The sequence below is a fragment of the Dietzia sp. NPDC055340 genome (assembly GCF_053645335.1).
The window spans coordinates 186,954-211,005 of sequence record NZ_JBSHML010000004.1 but is presented as its reverse complement, the minus strand read 5'-3'; the positions used below and the strand labels follow the sequence as shown (position 1 = coordinate 211,005).

The window sequence follows — 24,052 nt, the reverse complement described above, 5'->3', positions numbered from 1 at the left end:
CGGGTCGGATCAGCCGGTGTGTGCCGGGGTGGTGATGGTGATCGGGCCCGCGACGGCGCCGCCGTCGGTGATCAGGGTGTACTCGATCGGCCCGCCACCGGTGTTCATGATCGCCTCGTATGGGTGATTGATCGGGTCCGGGACGCCGCCGGAGATCCGCGGGGCCGGAACGTGGGCGGTCTTCTCGCCGGTCGCGCCCGTGTCCAGGTTCTTCCAGGACAAGGTCACCGTGAGATCGCAGGGCCCCACCCCGAGGACGCCGAACGCCCAGCCGACGGAAGACGAGTTGGGGTAGGCGTCGGGATTTATCGAGGTGGAGACGGCACCGAAGCACTGTCCGGTGGGGGACCCGCCCATGGCGACGAGGCGGTTCTGGGCGGGGAACAGCTCGGGGATGGCCGAGGAGTCCTGGGCATTCGCGTTGGCCGGGATCATGACGGCCGTGGCCAGGGCGACGATCGTGGCGACGGCGAGGGGCCCCACGGAAGCGGGAGGCCGGCGGCTGGGGCGTCGGGTCATATCGGTGGTGGTCATCTTCGTGACCATGTCAGTGCGTCCCTGCTCGGACAAGCACGAACGGGTATCGGAACGGTCACCGTCCCCACGAATCAGGAATTAGAACGGATTCAACACCTGTCTGTAATGTCCGACGAAGGGCTTCGGAAGGACACGGGATGAGTGCACAGGTGCGCGGCGCGGACGCCGCCCGGCGAGACGACAACCGCCTCGTCGTGGTCCTGGCGTTCGGCGGGATCGTCGTCTCGCTCAGTCAGACGCTGGTCATCCCGCTGCTGGCCCTGCTGCCCTCGATCCTGAACACCAGCGCCGTCAACGCCTCGTGGGTCGTGACCATCACCCTGCTCGCCGGCGCGGTAGCGGGACCGGTCATGGGACGCCTCGGGGACCTCTACCCGAAGAAGTACGTCCTGATCGGTTGCACGGCGGTCATGGTGCTCGGCTCTGTGCTCTGCGCTCTCTCGGGATCACTATGGGCGATGCTCATCGGCCGCGCGCTGCAGGGCGTAGGGATCGGCGTGATCCCGATCGGTATCGCGGCCATGCGGGAGATCCTGCCGCCCGCGCGACTGGGACCCGCTATCGCGCTGATGAGTTCCTCGCTCGGGGTGGGCGGCGCGCTCGGGCTGCCGGCCGCCGCCGCGCTGGCCCAGTACGGGTCCTGGCAGTGGATGTTCTGGGGCTCGGCGATCATGGGCCTGGGGATCATGCTGCTGATGGCCGTCCGGCTCAAGACTCTTCCCGCGGCCAAGCCGGACGGCACGCTGGATCTGATCGGCGCGCTCGGCCTGGGAGTGGGGCTGGTCGCGCTGCTGCTGGCGGTGTCCAAGGGGGCGGACTGGGGCTGGGCCTCGCCGCTCACGCTGGGCCTGTTCCTGCTCGCCGCGGTCGCCTTCCCGGTCTGGGGTCTGTGGGTGCTGCGGCACCGCTCGCCGATCGTTGACCTGCGCGTGGCCGCCCGTCGCCCTGTGCTCATGACCAACATCGCCTCGGTCACCGTGGGGATGGGACTGTACGCGCAGCTGTTGATCCTGCCGCAGATCCTGCAGCTGCCGATCGCCACCGGGCACGGCCTGGGGCAGTCGATGGTCGCGATGGGCCTGTGGAGCGCCCCCGCCGGGCTGGCGATGATGGCGGTCTCCCCGATCAGCGGCCGACTCATCAACAACCGCGGCCCCAAGACCACCTTGATCCTGGGTGCGCTCGTCATCTCCGCCGGGTACTTCGCCGGACTGTTCCTCATGGGCTCCACGTGGGGTGTCATGACCACCGGCATCGTTATCAGCGCGGGCGTCGGTCTCGCGTACGGGGCGATGCCGGCGCTGATCATGGCATCGGTCCCGCGGACGGAGATGGGGTCGGCGAACAGCGTCAATACACTCATGCGGTCGATCGGCACCACCACCTCGGCGGCCGTACTCGGCGTGATCCTGACCCAGATGTCCACCGACTTCGAGGGCCTGTTCGTCCCCTCCGAGCTCGGGCTCCGCACAGGGCTGGTGTTCGGCGGGGCGATGGCCCTGCTGGCCGCGGCCGTGGCGGCCGCGATCCCGCCGCCGTGGGCATCCGACGACGCCTGACGCGCGCCTAGACCGCGTCGCGGGCGCGAGCGACGATCGCCTCCGCCAGCTCGACGGGCCGCTCGTCGGGGATCCAGTGGCTGACCCCGTTCATCTCAAGGAACCGGTAGTCGGCGTCCACGTACCGCTCGGTGAGTTCGGCGCCGCCGCGGCCGAGCGCCGCGTCGTTGTCGCTCCACACGAAGGTCGTGGGCACCCGCACCCGCGCGGTCGCGCCCCGGGGCGAGGCGAAGGGCAGTGCGCGGTACCAGCCCAGGCCGCCGCGGACGGCGCCGTCGGTGACCATCTCCGCGCGGTAGCGCTCGATCATCTCCCGGGTCATCCCCATCCCGGCCAGCACCCGGGCGGGTAGCGGCCCGGACGAGGTGAGGATCAGCTCCGGCAGCAGCGGCAGCTGGAAGAAGCCCATGTACCAGGACCGCAGCAGCTGGTCGGAGACCACCATCGCCTTGAGGAACGCCGCCGGGTGCGGGACCGAGACCGCGGTCAGCGACCGGACACGCTCGGGGTGGTTACCGGCGAGGCCCCACGCGACGGCGGCACCCCAGTCGTGCCCCACCACGTGGGCGTCGGCCAGTCCGGCGGTGTCGAGCAGGGCGATCACGTCACCCACCAGCTCCGAGATCCGGTAGGCGCGCCGGCCGCGGGGCCGGGCGGAGGCGCAGTAGCCGCGCTGGTCGAGCGCGATCGTCCGCAGTCCGTCGGCATGCAGCAGCGGCGTGACGCGGTCCCAGCTGGTGGCGCGCTGCGGGAAGCCGTGCAGAAGAACGACCGGCTCGCCGTCCGCCGGTCCCGAGTCGACGGCGCGCAGTTCCATGCCGCCACGCTCGACGTAGATTTCCTTCGGTCGTGATTCAACCACGGACATATCCTCTCCGGACGGCCCGCTCGAGGATCCCGAGCGTGGCTTTGAGCGCCGAAGCGTCGAGCACCGGCAGCACACCCGAGTCACGCCACTTCGGGTGCGCCTCGGACCAGTCGTAGTAACTGATGACCTCGGTGGCGGAGCCCTCCTCGACCGGGATGAGACGGTACCCGTACGTGTGGCCGATCGGGGGCTTGATGGCGCCGTCGATGGTCCAGGCGATCTCCACGTCGGGCTGGAACCGGGTGATGATCACGGTGACGTCGTAGTGCCCGAGGTCGTAGTCGCCGAGCGACTCGCGGTCCATGTGGACCACGAACCGGTCGTCGACCGCCGTGACCTGCGCGCCCTCGGCCGACTGGAGCATCCCGGAGGAGTCGATCGCCACGTGTCCGTCGGGGTCGCACAGCACGGCGAACACCTCTTGCGGAGGAGCGGGGATGACCCGCCGGGCTTCGAGCCGGCGCCCGGGGGTCGCATCGCCGTCGGACTGGCCGTGCTTCTCACTGTCCGTCATGCGGGCGACGCTACCCCGGGCACCGGCCCGTTGGAGACCGTCCCTCAGACCCGCGCCGGGTCGGGCCGCTCCCACACACGGTGGGCGGCCAGCAGCGGCTTCAGTGCGGGCAGCACGTCGGCCGCCGCGTCCACTGCCACGACGCCCGGGGTGTCCGAGGCCAGGCCGAAGTCGACGTAGCGGTCGACCGGCACCAGGGTGGCCATCGCCTTCTTGTGGCGGAACATCTCACTGATGAGGATGTCCGTCCTCGGGTGGGCGGGGAGGTCCACGACGACGAGGGCGTCGAACTCGATGGACCGCTGCGTGAGATAGGTCCGCGAGACCGCGACCGTCGCGTCGGGCTCACCCTCGCCCAGCCGGCCGCCGACCGGGCCGATCACGAGCGGGACCATGTCGTCGCCGAACACGGCCTGCTCGAGCTCCTTGACCACGGCGGGGTCGGAGTTCTCCGTGACGAGTATGCCGATCTGGCGCCCGTCGGAGGGCCACTCTCTCCCGATTTGGGACAGCGCCGGGCTGGTAACGACCTCGGCGACGGGCACCTTCGCGGGCGCGGGAAGGCCCAGCCCGGCCGCGACGGTGACTGCCAGGTCGTGGTCGATGTGGGCGAGCTTCTCGACTTGCCGTACCTTGACGGCCTCCTCGTAGCATTTGCCCAGTTCGAAGGTGTACGCCTCGGCGACGTGCTCCTTCTCCACCTCGGTGAGACTGGTGTAGAACAGCGTGGCCTGCGAGAAGTGGTCGTCGAACGTCGCGGGAGACCGGCGCTCGATCTGCGCGTCGGCGATCTCCTGAGCCACCTCGACCAGAGCGCCATCGGTGGTGCCCGCCATGAACGGGCAGCCTCCGTCGAGGGAGTTGGGCTGATACGGGGCCACTCCCACGTGGTCGGCCTGCTGATGGAAGCCGTCCCGGAGCATGTCATTGACCGGGGCGTGCGGGCGGTTGATGGGGATCTGCCCGAAGTTCGGCCCGGCCAGGCGGGTGAGCTGGGTGTCCAGGTAGGAGAACAACCGGCCCTGCAGGAGCGGGTCGTTGGTGACGTCGATGCCCGGCACGAGATGACCCGGGTGGAACGCGACCTGCTCGGTCTCGGCGAAGAAGTTCTTGACGTTGCCGTTGAGTTCCATGGTGCCTATGACCTGCACCGGTGCGAGCTCCTCCGGCACGATCTTGGTCGGGTCGAGCAGGTCGATGCCGTGAAACATCTCGCTGACGCCGTTCTCGTCGACGGTGTCGGGGAAGACCTGGATGCCGAGGTCCCACTTGGGGAAGGCACCGGCCTCGATGGCGTCGGCCAGGTCGCGGCGGTGGAAGTCCGGGTCCATGCCGCCGGTGATCTGGGCTTCTTCCCACACCTGCGAGTGGACGCCGAGGTGGGGCTTCCAGTGGATCTTCACCAGGTTCGTCTCACCGGCGTCGTTGATGAGCCGGAAGGTGTGGACGCCGAAGCCCTCCATCATCCGGTACGAGCGCGGGATGCCGCGGTCGGACATGTTCCACAGGGTGTGGTGCTGCGCCTCGGTGTGCAGGGAGACGAAGTCCCAGAAGGTGTCGTGCGCGCTCTGGGCCTGAGGGATCTCGCGGTCCGGGTGCGGCTTGGCGGCGTGGACGACGTCGGGGAACTTGATGGCGTCCTGGATGAAGAACACCGGGATGTTGTTGCCGACCAGGTCCCAGGTTCCCTCGTCGGTGTAGAACTTGGTCGCGAACCCGCGGGTGTCGCGGACGGTGTCGGCGGAGCCGCGGTTGCCCAGCACGGTGGAGAAACGGACGAAGACCTCGGTCTCCTTGCCCTCGGCGAATACGCCGGCCTTGCACACGCTGGCGGCGGCGCCGTTGGCGCGGAAGACGCCGTGCGCGCCGGCGCCGCGGGCGTGGACCACGCGCTCGGGGATGCGCTCGTGGTCGAAGTGCATTATCTTCTCGCGCAGGTGGTGGTCCTGCAGCAACACGGGTCCGCGGCGGCCGGCCTTGAGCGAGTGGTCGGTGTCGGACAACCGGGCGCCCTGGGCGGTGGTGAGGTACGCGCCCTGCTGACGCTGCGCGTCCTCGCTGTCCTTGGACGGCGCGCCCGTGGGGCTGTGCGGGGTGGCACCCTTCTGGTCCGGCTTGGGCGGCAGCGGGTCGGTCGGCTCGGTGGGCTCGTCGACGCTCGGCGGCTCCGAGCCGGGCGCGCCGGGGACGACGTCGCCGCCGGGCGAGAGGGCGTCGGTGAGGTCGTCGGCGACCTTCTCGGCCTTGTCGACGAGCTTCTCGGCGGCATTTCGGGGGTCGGGCTTCTTGGCGGACACGATGCTCCTTCGCTGAGCCGACCCGCTCGCGCGGCAGGGACGGTTCTCGTCGTGGTCGTGTGTACGCCGGGCCGGTGCAGGCCCGGTGGGGAGTCACTGTGCCACTCCTGCCGCGGCGCGCAACCAGTCGCGGACGTCGGGAGGCGTACGCTGCGCCGACCCCGCCGACACGCCCCCGGGGCCGGGCCGCTGGTAATAGGGTCGGTGAGGTGCCGACCCCGTCCCTGTCCGACCCGCATGGCTCACCCGCGGAACCCGCGCCGCCGCCCCGGTCCTGGCTGCATCTCGCGGCGGCGGGGCTGATGTTCCTGCTGCCCTTGCTGGTGTTCGTGAGCCTGGCCTCCGACGTGGTGACCTTCGGTGCGTTGCCCTACGACCGTTCGATCATGGTGTGGCTCAACGAGCGCGCGTCGCCGGTGGTGACGACGACGATGACAGCGGCCACCGAACTCGGCGGTCTCGTGGTGGTGCCGATCATCGCGGTCGTCTGGGCCGGGCTGCTGTGGTGGGGCGGACGTCGCCGGGATGCGGCCCTGCTCGCGGCCGCGGTCATCGGTTCGACCCTGCTCAACACGGCGTTGAAGGCGGTGTTCCAACGGGACCGACCGGACTTCTGGGAGCACCTGGTGGTGGAGCACTCGTACTCGTTCCCGAGCGGTCACGCCATGGCGTCGATGTCGCTCGCGGCGTCCCTCGTCGTGATTGCCTGGTCGACCCGGTGGCGGTGGACCGCGATCGTCGTGGGGGCGGTGTACGTGCTCGTGGTGGGTCTCTCGCGCATCTATCTGGGCGTGCATTTCCCGAGCGACATCCTCGCCGGCTGGTGCGTGGCGGTGCTGTGGGTGACGGTCGTCGTGATGGTGCTGGACGGTGCGTCCCGTCGGCGTAGGGCGGGCCGCACCGGGCCGTGGGTCGGGCCGGTCGGCGGGCCCTCCGAGGGAGTGGGCCCGGCCGGGGGCGCGGCGCCGTGACGTGGGTGCAGGCGGCCGCCGACCCCCCGCTCAGCGGCCCGCTCCTCGGGGTTCCCGGTCTCATCGCGGTGTGGGCGGCGCTCGTCGTGGGCGCGGTGGTGCTCGGCGCGCTCGGTTCGACGGGCGGCGGAGCCCGCCGGTGGTGGTCCCGGGTGCTGCCGCTGTCGGTCCTCGTCGCGGCCGCCGTCACGTTCGCGGGTGCGCTGCTCGTGGAGAAGGTGCTGCGGCCGTTCCCTGACGCGATCCCGCCCGGGGTCTACCTCTGGATCGGGGTGGGTCTGCTGGGTGTGCTGCTGGGGGCCGGCGGCGCCGCGGTGGAGGTACGGGCTCGCCGACCGTGGCGGGCGGTGGCCGCGGTCGTGGCCCTGCTGCTCGTCGTGATGGCGGCGGCCGGGCACGTCAACCGTGTCTACGCCGAGTTCTCCTCGGTCGGCATGCTGCTGGGCCTGCGGGAGTACCGGACCATGTCGCTCGAGCAGGTCACCGGCCGCACGGCGACGACGGTCGGCGGGGACCTCGAGCCGGGGGTCACGCTCGAGTCCGTGTGGACACCGCCGCCGGGGATGCCGGCGACCGGCGCGGTGGTCGAGACCCCGCTCCCGGGGACCGCCTCGGGATTCGAGGCCCGCCCGGCCCGGGTCTATCTGCCGCCCGCCTATTTCGCCGAGCCGCGGCCGCTCCTGCCGGTCCTGGTGCTCATGGCGGGGCAACCCGGCGGCCCCGAGGACTGGGTCCGTTCGGGGCGCCTGCCGGTGGTGGCCGATGAGTTCGCCGCCGACCACGCCGGGCTCGCCCCGGTGATCGTGGTGGCCGACCCTATCGGATCGCCGCTGGCCAACACACTGTGCGTGGACTCGCCGCGGGGTAACGCCCACACCTACCTCGCCCGGGACGTCCCCGACTGGATCCGCGCCTCCCTGCAGGTGGACGAGGGCCCGGGGGCGTGGGCGATCGGCGGGCTGTCCTTCGGCGGGACGTGTGCTCTCCAGCTCGCGCTCACCGAGCCGGAGGTCTACCCGAACTTCCTCGCCATGTCCGCCCAGGCGGAGCCGACCATCGGCAGTCGTGAGAAGACCATCGAGACGTTCTTCGGCGGCGACGCCGAGGCGTTCCGGGCCGCGAACCCCGCCGACCTGCTCGCGAGCCGGCCGTTCCCCGGCCTCGCCGGCGCGTTCGTCGTGGGCTCCGACGACGCCGAGTACGGGCCGGGCGTGCGCGCGCTCCACGACGCCACGATGCGGGCCGGTGCGGACGTCCGCTACGCCGAACTGCCCGGAGGGCACAGCTACGCCGTGTGGTCCGAAGGCCTGCGCCTGGAGCTGCCGTGGCTGGCGCGGCGAATGGGGCTCATCGCCTGAGCGCCCCGCCTAAGCTGCTCTTCATGACCACAGAGGCCCCCGTTCGCATCGCGCGTGACCACCTGCCGTACCCGGTCCGTCTGGCCGCGGCCTGGTCGGTGTGCCTGCTGCTCATCGCCGCCGGCGCGTGGCTCATCGGGGAGGGCATCGGCCGGCTGGCGTTGATCGTCGGCCCGGTGGCGATCGCGGTGCTGTTGGCCGCCATGCTCAGGCCCCTCGTCAATCGGATTCCGGACCGGGTGCCGCGGGTGATGGCAGCCGTCGTCGTCGTCGTCGGGGTCCTCGCCGCGGTGGTCACCGCGCTCGCCCTGGTCGCCTCCCAGCTCGCCTCGGGGGTCCCCCGGATGCGCGATCGGATCGCCTCCGGCACCGACCTGGCGATCCGGTGGCTCGAGGACGGGCCGCTCCATCTCACCGCCGACCGCCTCGAGCAGGCCGTGCATCAGGCCCGCGGCTGGCTCACCCACCACTCCGACCTGCTGGCCACGGGCGCGGTCCACGTCGGCCACACCGCGGTGGAGTCCGTCGCAAGCGCACTCATCTGCCTGGTCTCGCTGTTCTTCTTCCTCTATCAGGGAGAGAAGCTGTGGATGTTCTTCGTCCGCTGGATGCCGGCCGCGAGCCGTGAGCACTTCGACATCGCGTTCCGCCACGGCTGGACCAGTCTGGGCGCCTACACCCGCACGCAGCTCGCGGTGGCCGCGATCAACGCCGCCGGGGTGGGCATCGGCGCGGTGATCCTGCGGGTGCCGTTCGTCATCCCGATCGTCGTGGTGGTGTTCCTGGCCTCGTTCGTGCCGATCGTGGGCACCCTCGTCGGCGGGATGGTCCCCACGGTGCTGGCGCTGGTCGAGCGGGGGCTGGGCGTCGCACTGATCATGCTCGCGATCGTTGTGGTGGTGCACCTGACCGAGTCGCACGTGCTTCAGCCGCTGCTCATGGGTCACGCGGTGGCGTTGCACCCGCTCGCGGTGATCCTCGTGGTGGCGGGCGGTACGTACCTGTTCGGCATCCTCGGTGCGTTGTTCGCGGTGCCCATCACCGCGATGGCCAACTCGATCGTCAGGTACCTGGCCAACCGGGACACCGGGCCGGGTGTGTTGCCGTCGTTGGGGGACCTGTCCGGGCCCGATCACCCGCACGACCACGAGCACGAGCACGACGACGACGACGAGGCCCCCACCCCCGGCACGGACACCGGGGCGGATTCGGGTGCGGATTCGGGCCCGGGGCCCGCGGGCCGCTGACGGGGCGGGCCGGGGTGCGGGCCGTGGAGGTGGTGCGCTCGAGCGTCGTCGATGCCCCGCGGGAGCAGGTGTGGGCCCGGGTCGTCACGGCGGCCGGCGTGGCCCACGAGTTCGGCCCGCTGCTGACGATGCGTTTCCCGGCGGCGCTCGAGGGCCGGTCGATCGCGGACGTGCCCTTGGGCCGGCCGCTCGGGCGGGCGTGGATCCGGCTGGCCGGGCTGCTGCCGGTGGAGTTCGACGATCTGGTGATCGTCGAACTCGAGGAGCCGTGGTTCTTCCGTGAGCGCTCCCGCCTGGGCTCGTGCCGGGTGTGGGAGCACCATCGTGCACTCGAGGAACTCCCGGGCGGCTCGACCCGCGTCACCGACACCCTGCGGGCCGAGCCCCGCGCGCTGCTGCCCGGGCCGGTCGTGCGCGCGATCGTGGGCGCGTTGTTCTCACACCGGCATCGCCGGCTGGTTCGGGCGTTCGGTCCGACGGCCTGATCCTGCGCCACCTATCCGATCGCGCGCCGCCTATGGGACCCGATAGGCGGCGTGACATCCGATAGGTGACGCTGCATGGTGCTGACCTGCGGGAACTTCTCAGCTCGACCAGGCCCGGAGTGTGATGGGGAGAACTGCATGGCGGCCCGCGAACGGGGCAGAATGGGTTCCAGGCAGTCCTTGCGACGAGATACGGCGCGGAGTGCCTCCCTCAAGGGAGTGTGACCATGCAGACCACGATGATTCACGGCCGAGAACTGGCTTATCGAGAGGCGGGCGCCGGTGAGGGCAAGCCGACGGTGCTGCTCATCCACGGGATGGCCGGAAGCTCGAACACCTGGCGGGAGATGATTCCCCGCCTCGAACACCACTTCCATGTCATCGCCCCGGACCTGCCGGGCCACGGTGAGAGCTCGCTCGAGTTCGACGACTACTCGCTCGGCTCCATGGCCTCGGCGCTGCGGGACCTGCTGGTGGTCAAGGGCGTCACCCGGTGCACGATCATCGGACAGTCGCTCGGTGGCGGTGTCGCCCTGCAGTTCGTCTACCAGTACCCGGAGTTCTGTGAGCGGATCGCGCTGATCGACAGCGGCGGCCTGGGCAAGGAGGTCAGCTGGATCCTGCGGATGCTGGCCGTGCCCGGTGCCGGATTCCTGCTCTCCGGCGCCGCGGCGCCGGTGTTCGTCAACGCCGGCAAGTCCGTACGCCGCTTCCTCCAGGACAAGGGCGTCCGCGCCGCCGCGATGGACGAGTCGTGGGCGGCGTTCGAGTCCCTGGGCCGGCCCGGGCACCGGCGGGCGTTCTTCAAGACGCTGCGCGCGGTGGTCGACAACACGGGCCAGGCCGTGTCCGCCGCCAACCGGTTCCACCTGGCCGGGCAGCTACCGGTCCAGCTGATCTGGGGCGACCGCGACCCGATCATCCCCGTCTCCCACGGGCACGCCACGCACGAGGCGATCCCGGGCAGCCGCCTGGCGATCATCCCCGGCGTCGGCCACTACCCGCACGTCGAGGACCCGGCAGCGGTCGAGCGGGTTCTCCTGGACTTCATGACCTCCACCGAGCCCGGATACATCGGCCACGAGGCGCTCGGAAAGCTGGTCTCGGCGGGCGCGCCACGAGGCTGAGCCCGGCCCACCTCCGCCCGCCCGGCCCCGCCCACCGGCGGTCCTCCGACCGGCCGGGGTGCGCGTCCTCTTTGCCGGGGAATCGTTGACTTACGCGCCCTCTATGGACCAGGAACGGCGCGTAACCGTGTGATGCATGGTGTCGGGCTGGTGTCGGAGGTCGGGGATACTCTCATGTTGAGTCCGTGACAACTGGAGGATGCTGGCAGATGGCTAAGGGATCGTCGAAGGCCGCGCGAGTGGACGACAGTGGCGGTGAGGTCGGTGGCTCGTCGGATTCCCGCAGCCGACCCCAACAGGTCAGCGACCTGAATCGGCGCTATCAGGCGTGGACGGTCCCCAAGTGGAACGATGTACCGCTCGATCGCGCACGCAACGAGCTGGAGATGCTCCTGACCGCCGAGATCAAGGAGAACCTCGACACCAACCAAGCCCGGCTCGACGAGCTCGTAGCGATCAGGGATATCGACGACCACAGGGTATCGAGCCCCGCCCGGTGGTTCGAACTCCCCGGAGAGCGTGATGACCGGCTGAAGCGGTGGGTGAAGGCCGGGCGTCGTGAACGTCGCCTGCGCCGACTGAAGGTCGTCTCGGCGATGCTGCTGTTAATCGCTTACTGCGTCGGGATCGTAGCCGCAGGAATCCTGCTCCCGATTCCTGCGGAGCTCGTGTTGATCGGGCTCGCAGCCCCGGTGGTGATCGTCGTGCTGGCGGTGGCCCAGCGGTTCCTGCTGCCAGGGCCCCCGCCTCCGCGGGTTGAGCTCGAGCCTCTGACGCCCGAGGCGCTCATGATGCAGCGGTTCCTCGACCTCGCCGACGGGATCTCCGCGACAGAGGCCTGGCGATCTGATGTCGCAGGCAGGTTGGATCTGGACCTCGAGCAGCATGACATCGGCGACCAGCTCCGTCAGATGGAGGAACTGGGCACGTCGATCGCGAGTCTCACGGGAAGCGAGGACAAGATTCTGGCCCACGCGCTGACCACGCAACGGGCCAGGCTCAGCTCGGTGAGGATGTCGATGGTGGACCGGCTCGCAGTGCTGGACCGCTACCGGATGTCGCTTGAGCAGGTCGACATTGACACTGAACGAGCCGCGAAGTTCGGCAGGGTCGACGAGATCAGCAGCGCGATGGACATGCTGGAGGTCGGCAGGGCCTCCTCCGAGTTTTCGATCGGCCACACCACCCGGGTATCGGATCAGTTGGACCAGTCCATCCGTATTTCTCGCCAGATGCTCGAGGAACTCCGCGGGCACCACTGAGCCCCGGCAGCCGTGAACTCACGCCTGCCGGGGCTCAATGAGAGATCCGCCGGGCGGCGATCACCTCACCGAAGAGGTCAGGCCACCGGCTCGGCGTCGCCCGCGTCGTCACCCTCGGGGGCGCCGCTCAGCGAGTCGAACCCGTCCAGGAGGCCGGCCGAGCCGCTGTCGACGGCGTCGTCGCCGTCGGGCAGCTCGGCCTCGATGCCGCGCAGGATGTCGAGCGCGCCACCGATGTCACCGCTCATCGCGGCCTGGACTGCAGCGTCGGCGTTGGCCTCGCACTCCTCGCCCTCAAGGCCGGGGAGGAAGCTGCCCGCCGAGCCGAGGAAGTCGTAGGCCGAGATGGTGCCGCAGAGCTGCATGGCGATGTCGGAGACCTCCTCGGGGGTGTCGACCTTGTCGTCGTTCCCGTTCTCTCCGTCACCGGGCTCCTCGTTCGTCTCGACCTGCGTGCCGGGGGCGTCCGCGGGGTTCCCGGCGTCGCCCTCCTCGGCGGCGGCCAGGCCCGCACCGGCGAAGGACAGGGCGGCGGCGGAGCCGATCACGGCAATGGTCTTCTTCATCGTGCGTTACCTTCCGTCGGGGCCACCAGGGAGCATCCCCGGGGGTATGGCGGCGACCGTATCGGCCATCGCGCCGCGGTGCAGTGACCGTACTCACATCCGAGGCGGCCCTGACCGGGCGTGCAGCGGCCGTGGACAGCGCGAATGCCCGCCCGGGGAATTCTTCTTCACCGACCCACCCGGCGGCCCATCTGTTTGCCGGACCGCGCATCGTGGGGGATTCTTAGCGCATGAGTGGAACCGCCGAGATCTATGACGCCGTCCTCGACCCGGGCAAGCTCGACCTGCTCCGGTCGTGGGTTCGCCACCAGTCGTGGTTCGACGGTGACCCGGAGCGCCTCGAGCAGGTGACCGCGTACCGGTTCGTCGACCCGGCCGGCGAGGTCGGCATGGAGTCGTTCCTGCTGTCCGACGGCGAGAACACCTTCCATGTCCCCGTGACCTACCGCGGTGCCGAGCTGGACGGTGCCGCCGACTCCCTGGTCGGCACGATGGAGCATTCGGTCCTCGGTCGTCGCTGGGTGTACGACGCGCCCGCCGACCCCGTCTACAAGACCGAGGTGCGCCGGGTGATCAGTCACCGCGACACCGCTGCCGACCACGTGCAGATGGAGGACGGCGCGATCACCCCGTCGCCGGTCAACATCCGCGGCGGTGGCGACGGCCCGGCCGAGGGCGTGGACGCCCCGCAGGTCATCCGTGTGATCTCCGAGGAGAACAACGCCGAGGCGGACCGCCCGCTCATCGGTTCGCCCGGCACGCTCAGCGGGACCTGGCAGGACGTGGACGGTTCCCATACGGCGGTCCTCGTCGTCGTCGACTGATCGGCGACTCCTCGCGCGGCGCCGCACCGCTCGGACCGGGCCGCGCCGCCAGGCCACGCCGCGCGCAATGAAGAACACCGCCCACCCGCGTTCTGCGGGTGGGCGGTGTCGTCCGGCTCTGGGCCGGGGTGCGGTGCGAGCCGCGAATAGGCAGGTCAGGCGCTCTTGATGGCCGAGATCTCGATCTCGAGGGTGACCTTCTCCGAGACCAGCACGCCGCCGGTCTCGAGCGCGGCGTTCCAGCTGAGGCCGAAGTCGCTGCGCTGGATGACGGTCGAGCCCTCGAAGCCGGCGCGCTGGTTGCCGAACGGGTCGGTGGCGGTGCCCTCGTAGGTGAAGGGAACCGTGACGGACTTGGTGGTGTCCTTGATGGTGAGGTCGCCGGTCACGTCGACGCCGCCGTCGCCGTTCGGGGCGATCTTGGTGGAGTTGAAGGTGATCTCCGGGTAGGTCTCCATCTCGAAGAAGTCGTTCGACTTGAGGTGGCCGTCGCGGTCGGCGTTGCGGGTGTCGATCGAGGAGGCGTTGATCGTGACCTTGGCCTCGGCGCCGCTGATGCCGCTCTCCGGCACGGTGACGGTGCCCGTGAAGTCGTTGAACGAGCCGCGCACCTTGGTGATCATCGCGTGGCGGGTGACGAAGCCCAGACGGGTGTGGGTGTCGTCGAGGGTCCAGGTGCCGGTGAGGTCGTTGAGCTGAGCGGTCATGGTGACTCCTTGTGGGGTTGACCCCGGCTGTGGAGCCGGGCAACTTCTTGTTGTTGTGTCACCAACAGTAGGACTGATTGGGTGACGTGTCAACAAGTGGAGTTGTGGTGTGCCTCACACCGTACGCGCGCCGGGTCCCGGTCTCAGCCCACGTGCCGCCGCAGGAAGTGGACGGCGTGCCGCACCGCGCGGTCGTGGCAGGGGCGCCCGGCGAACAGGTCGAAGTGGTCGCCCGGGTAGTGCCGCACCTCGGCGCGCGCGGCGAACGCGGCCGTCGCGGCGGCGTGCGGTGGGGCGCTCCGGTCCAGGTCGGCGATCTGGACGAGCAGGGGGACGACGACGAGGTCGTCCGCATGCCGGGCGGGCCGGAACGAGCCCAGCTCGGTGCCGATCGAGGCGCCCACCTCGTTGCGCCAGGTCGGGCCCGCGACGGACGTGTAGGCCTCCTCGTAGCCCTCGAGGGAGAGCAGCGCGGTCGAGCCGGGCGGGCCGGCCAGCGGGACCATGGGTTCGGGGCGGCCCGTCGCGGCGACGGCCTTCGCGGCGAGCGCGGTGCCCGTGGCCCGCAGGAGGGCGGCGGGCTTGTGGTGCTTCGCGGCCGCCATGGCCGCGGCACGGCCGTCGACCAGCGGGATCATGGAGATCACGGCGGCGATGTCCTCGCGTCCGCGGGCCACCTCGAGGACGTGCCCGCCGGCCAGCGAGCAGCCCCACAGTACGATCCGCTCCGGGTCCACGCCGGGCTGGGCGGCCGCCGCGGCGATCGCGGCGCGGTAGTCCTCCTGCTGGCGCGCGGGCGAGACGACCTGGCGGGGCCCGCCGTCCGAGCGACCGAAGCCGCGGTAGTCAAAGGCGAGGGCGGCGTACCCGGCGGCGGCGAACGCCTCGGCGAACGGCATCAGCCCCGAGTCGGCGGTGCCGCCCAGGCCGTGGGCCAGCACGACGCAGGGGCGCGGGCCGTCGCCGGGTTCGGGCCCGTCGTCGACCCTGCCGGCCGGAACGGCGGCGGGCAGGAACCAGCCGCGGCAGTCCGCGGCCGCGCGGCCGGTCCCGGACCGGAACGTGACATCGACGGGGCTGGTCATTCGGCGCTCCCTGCGGTCAAGGCGGCATCCGTCGCGCCGGCGGGGTCGACGGCCGGGTCGATACGGCCGTAGACGGTGCGAACCCACATGTCCGTGGTGATGGCCAGGAGCGGATCGCTGGGCGCCTCCGGCTCGTATACGACGCGCTCGAGGATCTGCTGGTTGAGCTGCATCAGGCCCTCGGCCAGGCTCTGGGCATCGGCACCTTCGGGGGCGCGGCCGGCTGCGCGTTCGGCGCGGATGAAGTCGGCGACCGGCTCGGCGTTATAGCGGCGACCGGCGTCCCACATCTCGCGCGTCGGCTCGTGCTTGGTGCGCGCGGTGAGCAGGGCGCGGTAGATGTGGTCGACCTCCAGCACCCGGTCGATGAGCCGGGTGAGCCCGGCGGACACGCGTCGGCGGAAGTCGCCCTCGCCGCCCACGATGATGTCGATGGCCTCGCCGGCCTCCTTGTTCACCACCACCAGCAGCATGGACACCGCAGCGGCCTTGGAGTCGAAGTAGAAGTAGAACGCCGATCGGGTGATGCCCGCCGCCTCGGTGAGGTCGGCGACCGAGATGTCGTCGAGCGCGGTGGTCTTCAGGCGCTCGTCGAGGGCGGAGAGGATGTCCTCGCGGCGCCGGTCGCCGCGGGGGGAGGTGCTGCCCGACGGGGCCGCGGGGTTCATGCCGTCACCCGCGCCGAGGCGGTGGCGCGGCGTGCCCGAGCGCGCTCAAGTCCGCGGGGGATCTCCGCGGTGCGCATGTCGTGTTCGTACAGGAAGTAGTCGACCTGCTGCTGGTGCCGGGGGGTGTCCAGCATGTGGCCGATGTACTTCTTCTCGTCCTCGACGATCACGCGGCGCATCTCCTCGATATCCGGGGTGGCGTACAGGCCGGCGGCCCACGCTGCCACCAGTCTGGCCTGCGCCTCGACGAACGGGAACAGGGTGGGCGTCGACTGGGCGAAGCCCACGAATACGAGGTCGTCGATGCCGGGGGAGAACATCCGCTTGTACAGCGGGATGTGGTTGTGGGCGTCCGCGCTGAGGAACTCGCGGTCGAAGAACGGGAACGTGGTGTTGTAGCCGGTGGCCTGGATCATCACGTCGAAATCTCCGCTGGTGCCGTCGGCGAAGTGCACGGTCCGGCCGTCGAGGCGTGCGATGTCCCCCTTGGCGGCGACGTCCCCCGAGCCCAGGCGCAGAGGTAGCTCGACCGACTGCGTGGGGTGCGCCTCGAAGAACTTGTGGTTGGGCTTGGGCAGGCCGTATGACTCCGGGGTGCCCGCCGACACGGGCTGCATCGCCTGGATGACCTTGCGCTGCCACGAGTACGGGATGTACGGCAGCGTGGCGAAGTACTTGTCGGCCGGCTTCCCGGCGATGTACTTCGGCACGATCCACGCGCTCGAGCGGGTGGACAGCACCACCTCGTTGCGCATGACCTTGGACGAGAGTTCCACCGCGATGTCCGCCGCGCTGTTGCCGATCCCCACCACGAGGATCTTCTTGTCCATCAGGTGCAGCGGGTCCCACGGGTCGATATAGGCGTGCGAGTGGATCGTCTCGCCGGTGAACTCGCCCGGGAAGTCGGCGAAGCGCGGATCCCAGTGGTGCCCGTTGCCCACCACCAACAGGTCGAACCGGCGGGTGTGGCGGCCACCGGCCTCGCCCGCGGCGGATCCGGTGCGCTCGAGCGTGAGCTCCCAGCCGCCGTCGGCCAGGCGCTCGGCGTGCGCGACGCGGGTCTCGAACTCGATCGAGCCCAGCAGGTCGAACGCGTCCGCGTAGTCGTCCAGATACTGCTTGATCTGGGTGTGGTGCGGGAAGTCCGGGAACTCCTCCGGCATCGGGAAATCACGGAAGCTCAGCTGGTGCTTGGAGGTGTCGATGTGCAGCGACCGGTAAGCGCTGGAGCTGCCGTTGGGGTTGTCGAAGGCCCAGTTGCCGCCGATCCGGTCCGACGCCTCGAAGCACACGGCCTCGATCCCGTAGTCCTCGAGCATCTTCAGCGAGGTCAGCCCGCTGATGCCCGCACCGATCACGGCGACGGAAGGGGTGGATGTCATAGAAAACCTCTTCGGCAGGGACGCCCGAGCGCGAACAGTTGCCCGGAAACTATGGCATGTGTCACATTATTGTCGTTGTTGACGAGCGTCAACAACCTACATTCTGCACGGGAACGGCCTGAGGGTGCGGCTGAAGCGCAGGTATCGACACCATGCGACGGACGGGCCGGCGGCATCAATCTGATTGACGCGTCATCTATAGTGGCGGTATGAACGCCTCCGCCCACGGTTCCACCGGGACCACCTCGTCGTCGTCATCGTCGTCGTCCGCCTCGGCCCCGGTGCCCCCCGCACACGGCGTCGCCCCGGGGCACGTCGCCTTCGGTCTCGACACCTTCGGCGACATCACCGTCGACTCGGACGGTCGCCCCGTCCACCACGCGCAGGTCCTGCGCGACGTCGTGGAGCAGGGCGTCCTCGCCGACCGGGTGGGCGTCGACACGTTCGGGATCGGCGAACACCACCGGCCCGACTTCGCCGTCTCCGCCCCCGACGTGGTGCTGGCCGGCATCGCCACCCGCACCGAGCGCATCACCCTCGGCTCCGCCGTGACCGTGCTGTCCAGCGACGACCCCATCCGAGTCTTTCAGCGCTTCTCCACCATCGACGCGCTCTCGAACGGCCGCGCCGAGGTGGTGCTGGGCCGCGGCTCGTTCACCGAGTCGTTCCCGCTCTTCGGTCTCGACCTGCAGCAGTACGAGCAGCTGTTCAGCGAGAAGCTCGACCTGTTCTCGGCGCTGCTGCCGGAGGAACCCGTCACGTGGTCCGGTGAACTGCGGCCGCCGCTCGTGCAGCAGCGCGTCTACCCCGAGACCAAGGGGGGGCTGGCGTCCTGGATCGCGGTGGGCGGCAGTCCCGAGTCCGTGGTGCGCGCGGCCCGCTACCGGCAGCCGCTCATGCTGGCGATCATCGGCGGGCCCGCCGGCCGGTTCGCGCCGTTCGCCGACCTCTATCGCGAGGCGAACACCCAGCTCGCCGGCGCCGACGCGCCGCGGTTGCCGATCGCCGTGCACTCGCCCGGCTTCGTCGCCGAGACGGACGCCAAGGCCGCCGAACTCGCGATGCCGCACTGGCTGACCAGCCGCAACCAGATCGGTCGCGAGCGCGGCTGGGGTGACGCCGGCGAGGCCGACTTCCACCGCGAGGCCCACTCCGGCGCCATGTACGTCGGCTCGCCCGAGACGGTGGCGCAGAAGATCGCCACCACCGTGCGCACCCTCGGCCTGGACCGCTTCGACCTCAAATACGCCTCCGGCCCCACCCCGCACGAGGACCTCATGGCCTCCATTGACCTCTACGGACGTAAAGTCATCCCGCGTGTCCGGGAGCTTTTGACTGAGGCCGGGTTCACACCCGGGGTACCCCAGGCCGTGTCGAGGCTCTGACGGGTTTACGGTGTGCGCATGCTGTTCGCGTTCTCCGTAGCCCCTACCACGACCGCTGACGAGACCGCCTCCATGAGTGAGGCGGTCGCCGAAGCCGTGCGCGTCGTGCGCGACTCGGGCCTGCCCCACGAGACCACCTCGATGTTCACCACCATCGAAGGTGAGTGGGACGAGGTCATGCCGGTGATTCGCGCCGCGACCGACGCCGTCCTGGCCGTCTCGCCGCGGGTGAGCCTCGTTCTCAAGGCGGACCTGCGGCCGGGGCGCAGCGGGGAAATCGCGGGCAAGGTCGAGAGGGTCGAGCGTCGGCTCGCGGGCTCGGACGACGCCTCCGGGGGTGGCGGGGCTCCCGGGTCCGACGACGACGAGGCAGCCCGCCGATGACCTCCGGTGGCTCCGCCGAGCAGTCGCCCCACTCTGCTGACCGGCCCGCTGTGGGGGAGGTCGCGACCGAGACGGGTGCGCGGCGCAGGCGGAGCGGGCAGACCATCGCGTACACGGTGACCACGCTGGCCGGCGGGATAGGTGCGCTGGTCGTGCTCGGTGGCACGGTGTTCTCGGAGGACGCGTCCGTGGTCGATTTCCTGCTGTGGGGTGCGCTCGCGGCGTTGCTCTTCGCCTCGGCCGCCCACCAGTGGTGGTTCGCCGGTGCCGCCGAAGATCGTTCGCAGCGCATCGTCGCCGGCATATCGTCCGCGGAGGTGGAGGCCACCGCGCAGCAGGCGGCAGGAGAAGTCGACACCGTCCGCCGGCTGCGGGTGGCGCATCCGGGACTGGGCCTGCGTGACGCCTACGAGCTCATGCAGGCGCACAAACGGGGAGACAAGCAGGAGCAGCCGCGCGATAACGCCTGATCCGCCGGGCCGGCCCTCGGTCGTCAGCAGCCGCCCGTCCCACCGAGCGCCTGTGACACCAGCGCGTGCGTGCGCGTGTCCACCGACATCCCGGCATGGCTCGTCGGCCCGCCGCCGCACGCGTCCTCGGAGACAACGGTCCGGACGCCCGGTCCCGCGACGAAGCTGCGCTCGGGCGGCAGCAGCTCGTCGCCGCGGGTCGCGATGATCGTGTAGTCGACCCCCGGCAGATACGGGCTGCCCTCGAGGCCGTTCCACGCCACGAGCATCGGGCTGTGTGGCGCCAGCTCGGCGAGTCCGCGCAGGTTGGCGGCCCACAGTCCGGCGACGGCGGCCTCGGACGGGAGGCCATCGGGGACGAGCCCGCCATGGTTGCCACCCCAGAACCCGCCGACCGACACCACGCGCCCGACAGCACCCGGTCGCAGCATCTTGGTCGTGTAGCCGGCGATCGCCGCGCCCTGCGAGTAACCCACCAGGTCGACCTGCTCGGCACCGGTCACCGCCCGGACGTGGTCGATCACCCCGGCGAGCTGCGGGCCAGAGGCCCCGACGATCGAGTCGAGCCCGCCCCGCTCCGGCTTGGCGGCGTAGGCGCCGAGCGTCGGGGCGATCACGCAGAAGCCCTGCTGCTGCAGCGGCACGCCGAAACGCGGCATGGTGTTGGGGCCGTTGTCGAAGGTGCCGTGCACGAGGATGACCGGCCGCGGATGCGCGGGCGTCGGCCGACAGTTGACCGGCGTGTCCACGACGGCGGGCGGGCCCGGCGCGCCGAGCGGGCCGTTGGCGCCGTTGAGGGCAGCGGTCACGTGGTGGCCGAACTCCTCGGACTCCTCGAGCGCGCGTACTTGCTCCCCGATCGCCCCCTCCTCCAACGACTGCGCGGCCGCGGCGCCCACCCCCGGCCCGGCCACGAGCGGGATCGCGAGCGCGGCGGCGGTGATCAGACCGGCCAGCCGGGACCGAGAGGGAAGCGAGGCACTACGGCGGGGGAAGAACATGACGGCTCCGAGGGGGAGAAGTGAGGCTGATCACAGTATGCGAGCGGTTCGCGCGAAAGTGAACAGGCGCGACCTGAGAATCTGCCCCGGTCGAGCGGCCACCCGTCGCTTCCCGTCGCGCCTGCTCTCCCTTCGGACATCCCGCCATCTCACGCCGCCACCTCACGGAAATGCCGCCGGACGCGACTACCTCCTAAACGGCCCCGCGCGGGCCGCCGGACGGGGAGGGGAGAATCGGACCATGAGGTCAGCCTTCGACGCGGCGGTACAGCGCCACGGACCCACCGTCCTGCGGGTCTGCCGCGCGGTGCTGGGCCCCGGCGCCGACGCCGACGACGCCTGGTCCGAGACCTTCCTCTCGGCATTGCGCGCGTGGCCGGACCTGCCGGAGGACACGAACGTCGAGGCCTGGCTGGTCCGGGTCGCGCACCGACGGGCCGTGGATGTCGTCCGCGCATCCGCGCGCGCGGATGCCCCCGGCGGGGGCGCCGACGACCTCGCGCTCCTCGACGCGCGTGGCGTGGGAGGAAATGACGACGACGACGACAACCCCGCCGTCACCGTCGACGATCACGAGATCTGGACCATGGTCTCGGCCCTGCCGGCCCGGCAGCGGGTCTGTGTGGCCTACCGGTACCTGGGCGGTCTCCGGTATTCCGAGATAGCGGCATTGACGGGGGGTTCGGAGGCGGCGGCCAGGCGCGCCGCGTCGGACGGGGTGGCCGCCCTGCGCAGGACGATGGTGAAGGAGCAGGAATCATGACCGATCACGACACCGAGCGGACGGCCGACCGCACGGTCGAGCGCCTGCGGGGCGCCCCCGCCGACATCGCCGGCCTGCGCGATCGACTGGCCGCCGAGGCCGTACGCGGTGACCTGGTGGATGTGGCCTACCGGGTGGTCGACTCGCCGATCGGCGGGCTCCTCCTGGCGGCGACCACTGACGGTCTGGTCTACGTGGCGTTCGAGGTTGAGAACACCGCCCACGTCCTCGACATGCTCGCGACCCGCGTCGGCCCCCGCGTGCTGCGTGCCGACGGGCCGGGCGCTGCCGGCATCCCGGCGGTCCTCGACGCGGCCGCCGGCCAGCTCGACGAGTACCTCACCGGCGACCGCCGCGACTTCGACCTGCCGCTCGACACCCGCCTGGCGACCGGCTTCCGCGGGCAGGTGCAGCGTCACCTCGCCGACGTCGCCTATGGCCGAACCGCCACCTACAAGCAGCTCGCAGCGGAACTCGACCGGCCCGGTGCCGTCCGGGCGGTGGGCACCGCGTGCGCCACCAATCCGCTCCCGCTGGTGTGGCCGTGCCACCGGATCCTGCGCTCCGACGGCGGGCTCGGCGGGTACCGCGGCGGCGTCGAGGCGAAGCAGCGGCTCCTCGCGATGGAATCGGCCGCGTGACCGCTGCCGCCGTGACCGCGCTGTTCGCGGTGTGGGTGGTGGCCGTCATCTCGCCGGGGCCCGACGTCGTCGTCGTCCTCCAGCGATCCCTCGCCGGGCGGCGACAGGGGGTGGCCACCGCGGTGGGCATCGTCGCCGGACTGTCGGTGTGGCTCGTGGCCGCGTTCGCCGGCGTCGCGGCGCTCGTCCGCGTGTACCCGCAGGTCATGGTTGTGCTCCAGGTCGCCGGCGGACTGCTGCTGGCCACCCTCGGTGTGCTCGGACTGCGCGGCTGGTGGCGATCTCGCGCGACCCCGCCCGCCTCGGCCCAGCCCGCCCCGCCCGCGCCGCCCGCGCCGCCCGCGCACGATCTGCTGCCGCGGGCCGATTTCATGCGCGGACTGCTCACCAACCTCGCCAACCCCAAGGCGCTCGTGTTCTTCGGCGCCGTGCTCACGCCGTTCTTGAGTGGCGAGGTCTCGGTGGTGGCGTCGGTGGGGATCGTCGCGGGGCTGATCGCCGTCGCGCTGGCCTGGTTCGGCGGGCTCGCGCTGGTCGCGTCGCACCGGGTGGTCAACGAGCGTGTCGGCCGACTGCTGCCGTGGGTCGACCTCGTGGCCAGCGCGGTGTTCGTCGGCGTGGGGGTGGCCTTCGTCGTCGCCGCGCTCGCCTGACCGGGTGGCGGGCTAAGTTCTCCTGCATGGATTCTCACGTTGACCACCGCAGCTGGCTGCGCGCAGCCCTCGCGGTGTTCGCCGTGGGGTGGGGCGCCAACCAGTTCGCGCCGCTGCTGTTCCTGTACCGCACCGACCAGGGGCTCTCACAGTCCGACGTCACCGCGATGTTCAGCGTGTACATCGTCGGACTGCTGCCCACGCTGCTGGTGGCGGGCCGCTGGTCGGACCGTAACGGGCGGCGCGTGCTCATGCGTCCGGTGCTGGTGCTGTCGCTGGTCGCGACCGTCTGCATGTTCTTCGGGCCCCAGGACCCGCTGTGGCTCTATGCCGGCCGGTTCCTGGCCGGGCTCGCCTCCGGCGCCGCGTTCGGGGCAGGCAGTGCCTGGGTGCGCGAGCTCTCCGCCGGGGACCCGCCGGGCACGGGCGCGCGGCGGGCCGCCATCGCCCTGACGGGCGGGTTCGGGCTCGGCGGATTGGTCGCCGGGCTGATCGGCCAGTGGGCGCCCGCGCCGATGATCTCGCCGTACGTGCCGCACCTCGTCCTGGGCGCCCTCGCGCTGGTGGCGGCGTGGAACGCGGCCGACCCGTACCAGCCCTCGGGGCAGACCGCGCCGTCGCCGCTCCTCCCCGCCAGCGCCAGCAGGCGCCGCTTCCTGCTGGGCGTGGCGCCGTGGGCGTGGCTGGTGTTCGGCTGCGCGAGCATGTCGTTCGCGGTGCTGGCGGACCTGCTCGGCGGCGACGCCTGGGGCATGCCCACCGCGTACGCGGGCGTGATGGTGGGCGTGACGCTGGGGTCCGGCGTGCTGATCCAGCCGGTGATCCGCCGACTCGCCGAGACCGCGCCCGCGTCCCGCCCGCCGATCGTCGGGCTCGCGGCCGCCTCGCTCGGCATGGCTGCCGGCGCGATCCTGGCCGCCGCCTCGAGCCTGCCGGGCCGTGCGCTGTGGCTGCTGCCCGTCGCGGTGCTGCTGGGCATCGGCTACGGAACGCTGCTGGTCGCGGGCCTGGTGGAGGTCGAACTGCAGGCCGGCCCGCGCGATCACGCCGGGCTCGTGGCCGTGTTCTACGTGATCGCCTACCTGGGGATGGCCACCCCGTACGTGGTCGCCGAGCTCTCGCGCTTCGGCGGGCCGGTGCCGTGGATCGCCGCGATCGCGGTGGTGTGCGCGCTGCTGATCCCGCTGACGGCCCGCCAACTCCGCTGACCGCCGGTCCCGGTGCACCCCGCCGTCTCGCCGCCCCGCCACCTCATTGATAAGAGCGTTCGGCGCAGGTGCTTCTGGCGAAACGTGTGC

General features: G+C 70.9%; 25 protein-coding genes. 15 read left to right on the top strand and 10 right to left on the bottom strand.

The features are described from left to right. Positions 1 to 9: 9 nt before the first annotated feature. Positions 10 to 534 carry a hypothetical protein gene (locus ACWIFB_RS04365; RefSeq protein ID WP_454057440.1) on the bottom strand — a complete coding sequence of 175 codons (525 nt, stop codon included), beginning with the start codon at positions 532 to 534 and terminating at the stop codon, positions 10 to 12. Between the two features lie 140 nt (positions 535 to 674). Here ACWIFB_RS04365 and ACWIFB_RS04360 point away from each other — a divergent pair, with 140 nt between their 5' ends. Further along, on the top strand, positions 675 to 2,096 hold the full coding sequence (locus tag ACWIFB_RS04360) for an MFS transporter (protein ID WP_454057439.1): 1,422 nt from the start codon (positions 675 to 677) through the stop codon (positions 2,094 to 2,096). A gap of 7 nt (positions 2,097 to 2,103) precedes the next feature. Here the strand turns inward: ACWIFB_RS04360 and ACWIFB_RS04355 are convergent, their stop codons facing one another. From ACWIFB_RS04355 to ACWIFB_RS04345, 3 genes are read right to left on the bottom strand one after another with little or no spacing between them, the layout of a single operon-like run. Continuing rightward, complete coding sequence (locus ACWIFB_RS04355; protein WP_454057438.1) at positions 2,104 to 2,964, bottom strand: alpha/beta fold hydrolase; 861 nt, start codon at positions 2,962 to 2,964, stop codon at positions 2,104 to 2,106. Beyond that, on the bottom strand, positions 2,951 to 3,478 hold the full coding sequence (locus ACWIFB_RS04350) for an SRPBCC family protein (RefSeq protein ID WP_454057437.1): 528 nt from the start codon (positions 3,476 to 3,478) through the stop codon (positions 2,951 to 2,953). The genes ACWIFB_RS04355 and ACWIFB_RS04350 overlap by 14 nt, the downstream gene beginning before the upstream one ends. 44 nt (positions 3,479 to 3,522) lie before the next feature. Beyond that, complete coding sequence (locus ACWIFB_RS04345) at positions 3,523 to 5,775, bottom strand: catalase (RefSeq protein WP_454057436.1); 2,253 nt, start codon at positions 5,773 to 5,775, stop codon at positions 3,523 to 3,525. A 209-nt stretch (positions 5,776 to 5,984) separates the two neighbouring features. On the opposite strand from ACWIFB_RS04345, the gene ACWIFB_RS04340 reads away from it, so the two are divergent. The 6 genes from ACWIFB_RS04340 to ACWIFB_RS04315 all read left to right on the top strand — a co-directional run bounded on the left by ACWIFB_RS04340 (position 5,985) and on the right by ACWIFB_RS04315 (position 12,225). After that, on the top strand, positions 5,985 to 6,746 hold the full coding sequence (locus ACWIFB_RS04340) for a phosphatase PAP2 family protein (protein WP_454057435.1): 762 nt from the start codon (positions 5,985 to 5,987) through the stop codon (positions 6,744 to 6,746). Next, a complete protein-coding gene (locus ACWIFB_RS04335; RefSeq protein ID WP_454057434.1) occupies positions 6,743 to 8,104 on the top strand; it encodes an alpha/beta hydrolase in 1,362 nt (453 codons plus the stop codon). Before ACWIFB_RS04340 ends, ACWIFB_RS04335 begins: the two co-directional genes overlap by 4 nt. Before the next feature lie 23 nt (positions 8,105 to 8,127). Beyond that, positions 8,128 to 9,351: an AI-2E family transporter gene (locus tag ACWIFB_RS04330; RefSeq protein WP_454057433.1), complete on the top strand. Its 1,224-nt coding sequence runs from the start codon at positions 8,128 to 8,130 to the stop codon at positions 9,349 to 9,351. Positions 9,352 to 9,374: 23 nt separating this feature from the next. After that, positions 9,375 to 9,836, top strand: coding sequence for a hypothetical protein (locus ACWIFB_RS04325; protein ID WP_454057432.1), 462 nt, complete (start codon positions 9,375 to 9,377; stop codon positions 9,834 to 9,836). 227 nt (positions 9,837 to 10,063) lie between these two features. After that, the gene (locus ACWIFB_RS04320; protein WP_454057431.1) at positions 10,064 to 10,963 is read left to right on the top strand and encodes an alpha/beta fold hydrolase; all 900 of its coding nucleotides are present in this window, start codon (positions 10,064 to 10,066) and stop codon (positions 10,961 to 10,963) included. Between the two features lie 209 nt (positions 10,964 to 11,172). Next, the gene (locus tag ACWIFB_RS04315; protein WP_452100505.1) at positions 11,173 to 12,225 is read left to right on the top strand and encodes a hypothetical protein; all 1,053 of its coding nucleotides are present in this window, start codon (positions 11,173 to 11,175) and stop codon (positions 12,223 to 12,225) included. A gap of 77 nt (positions 12,226 to 12,302) precedes the next feature. Here the strand turns inward: ACWIFB_RS04315 and ACWIFB_RS04310 are convergent, their stop codons facing one another. After that, positions 12,303 to 12,791 (bottom strand): hypothetical protein, encoded by a 489-nt coding sequence (locus ACWIFB_RS04310; protein WP_454057430.1) that lies wholly within the window; start codon positions 12,789 to 12,791, stop codon positions 12,303 to 12,305. Between the two features lie 230 nt (positions 12,792 to 13,021). On the opposite strand from ACWIFB_RS04310, the gene ACWIFB_RS04305 reads away from it, so the two are divergent. Continuing rightward, positions 13,022 to 13,615: a maltokinase N-terminal cap-like domain-containing protein gene (locus ACWIFB_RS04305; protein ID WP_452100503.1), complete on the top strand. Its 594-nt coding sequence runs from the start codon at positions 13,022 to 13,024 to the stop codon at positions 13,613 to 13,615. Between the two features lie 155 nt (positions 13,616 to 13,770). On the opposite strand, the gene ACWIFB_RS04300 is transcribed toward ACWIFB_RS04305, so the two are convergent. The 4 genes from ACWIFB_RS04300 to ACWIFB_RS04285 form a co-directional block, all read right to left on the bottom strand. Continuing rightward, positions 13,771 to 14,322: a YceI family protein gene (locus ACWIFB_RS04300; RefSeq protein ID WP_454057429.1), complete on the bottom strand. Its 552-nt coding sequence runs from the start codon at positions 14,320 to 14,322 to the stop codon at positions 13,771 to 13,773. A 143-nt stretch (positions 14,323 to 14,465) separates the two neighbouring features. Continuing rightward, positions 14,466 to 15,407, bottom strand: coding sequence for an alpha/beta hydrolase (locus ACWIFB_RS04295; protein ID WP_454057428.1), 942 nt, complete (start codon positions 15,405 to 15,407; stop codon positions 14,466 to 14,468). Continuing rightward, positions 15,404 to 16,075 (bottom strand): TetR/AcrR family transcriptional regulator, encoded by a 672-nt coding sequence (locus ACWIFB_RS04290; protein WP_454057427.1) that lies wholly within the window; start codon positions 16,073 to 16,075, stop codon positions 15,404 to 15,406. Before ACWIFB_RS04290 ends, ACWIFB_RS04295 begins: the two co-directional genes overlap by 4 nt. After that, positions 16,072 to 17,457: a flavin-containing monooxygenase gene (locus tag ACWIFB_RS04285; protein ID WP_454057426.1), complete on the bottom strand. Its 1,386-nt coding sequence runs from the start codon at positions 17,455 to 17,457 to the stop codon at positions 16,072 to 16,074. The genes ACWIFB_RS04290 and ACWIFB_RS04285 overlap by 4 nt, the downstream gene beginning before the upstream one ends. Positions 17,458 to 17,666: 209 nt before the next feature. Here ACWIFB_RS04285 and ACWIFB_RS04280 point away from each other — a divergent pair, with 209 nt between their 5' ends. Genes ACWIFB_RS04280 through ACWIFB_RS04270 form a run of 3 tightly spaced genes read left to right on the top strand, consistent with a single transcriptional unit; the run spans position 17,667 to position 19,696 of the window. Next, the gene (locus ACWIFB_RS04280) at positions 17,667 to 18,842 is read left to right on the top strand and encodes an LLM class flavin-dependent oxidoreductase (RefSeq protein ID WP_454057425.1); all 1,176 of its coding nucleotides are present in this window, start codon (positions 17,667 to 17,669) and stop codon (positions 18,840 to 18,842) included. Positions 18,843 to 18,860: 18 nt separating this feature from the next. Further along, positions 18,861 to 19,226: an MTH1187 family thiamine-binding protein gene (locus ACWIFB_RS04275; RefSeq protein WP_454057424.1), complete on the top strand. Its 366-nt coding sequence runs from the start codon at positions 18,861 to 18,863 to the stop codon at positions 19,224 to 19,226. Further along, positions 19,223 to 19,696, top strand: a complete 474-nt coding sequence (locus ACWIFB_RS04270; protein ID WP_454057423.1) for a hypothetical protein — start codon at positions 19,223 to 19,225, stop codon at positions 19,694 to 19,696. Before ACWIFB_RS04275 ends, ACWIFB_RS04270 begins: the two co-directional genes overlap by 4 nt. Before the next feature lie 23 nt (positions 19,697 to 19,719). Here the strand turns inward: ACWIFB_RS04270 and ACWIFB_RS04265 are convergent, their stop codons facing one another. After that, positions 19,720 to 20,697, bottom strand: coding sequence for an esterase/lipase family protein (locus tag ACWIFB_RS04265; protein ID WP_454057422.1), 978 nt, complete (start codon positions 20,695 to 20,697; stop codon positions 19,720 to 19,722). 241 nt (positions 20,698 to 20,938) lie between these two features. Between ACWIFB_RS04265 and ACWIFB_RS04260 the strand changes: the two genes are divergently transcribed. Genes ACWIFB_RS04260 through ACWIFB_RS04245 form a run of 4 tightly spaced genes read left to right on the top strand, consistent with a single transcriptional unit; the run spans position 20,939 to position 23,962 of the window. Then, entirely contained in the window at positions 20,939 to 21,460 is a 522-nt protein-coding gene (locus ACWIFB_RS04260; protein ID WP_454057421.1) for an RNA polymerase sigma factor, read from the top strand. After that, positions 21,457 to 22,101: a methylated-DNA--[protein]-cysteine S-methyltransferase gene (locus ACWIFB_RS04255; protein WP_454057420.1), complete on the top strand. Its 645-nt coding sequence runs from the start codon at positions 21,457 to 21,459 to the stop codon at positions 22,099 to 22,101. Before ACWIFB_RS04260 ends, ACWIFB_RS04255 begins: the two co-directional genes overlap by 4 nt. Beyond that, entirely contained in the window at positions 22,098 to 22,754 is a 657-nt protein-coding gene (locus ACWIFB_RS04250; protein WP_454057419.1) for a LysE family translocator, read from the top strand. Before ACWIFB_RS04255 ends, ACWIFB_RS04250 begins: the two co-directional genes overlap by 4 nt. A 26-nt stretch (positions 22,755 to 22,780) precedes the next feature. Then, complete coding sequence (locus ACWIFB_RS04245) at positions 22,781 to 23,962, top strand: MFS transporter (RefSeq protein ID WP_454057418.1); 1,182 nt, start codon at positions 22,781 to 22,783, stop codon at positions 23,960 to 23,962. The last annotated feature ends 90 nt before the right edge of the window (positions 23,963 to 24,052 follow it).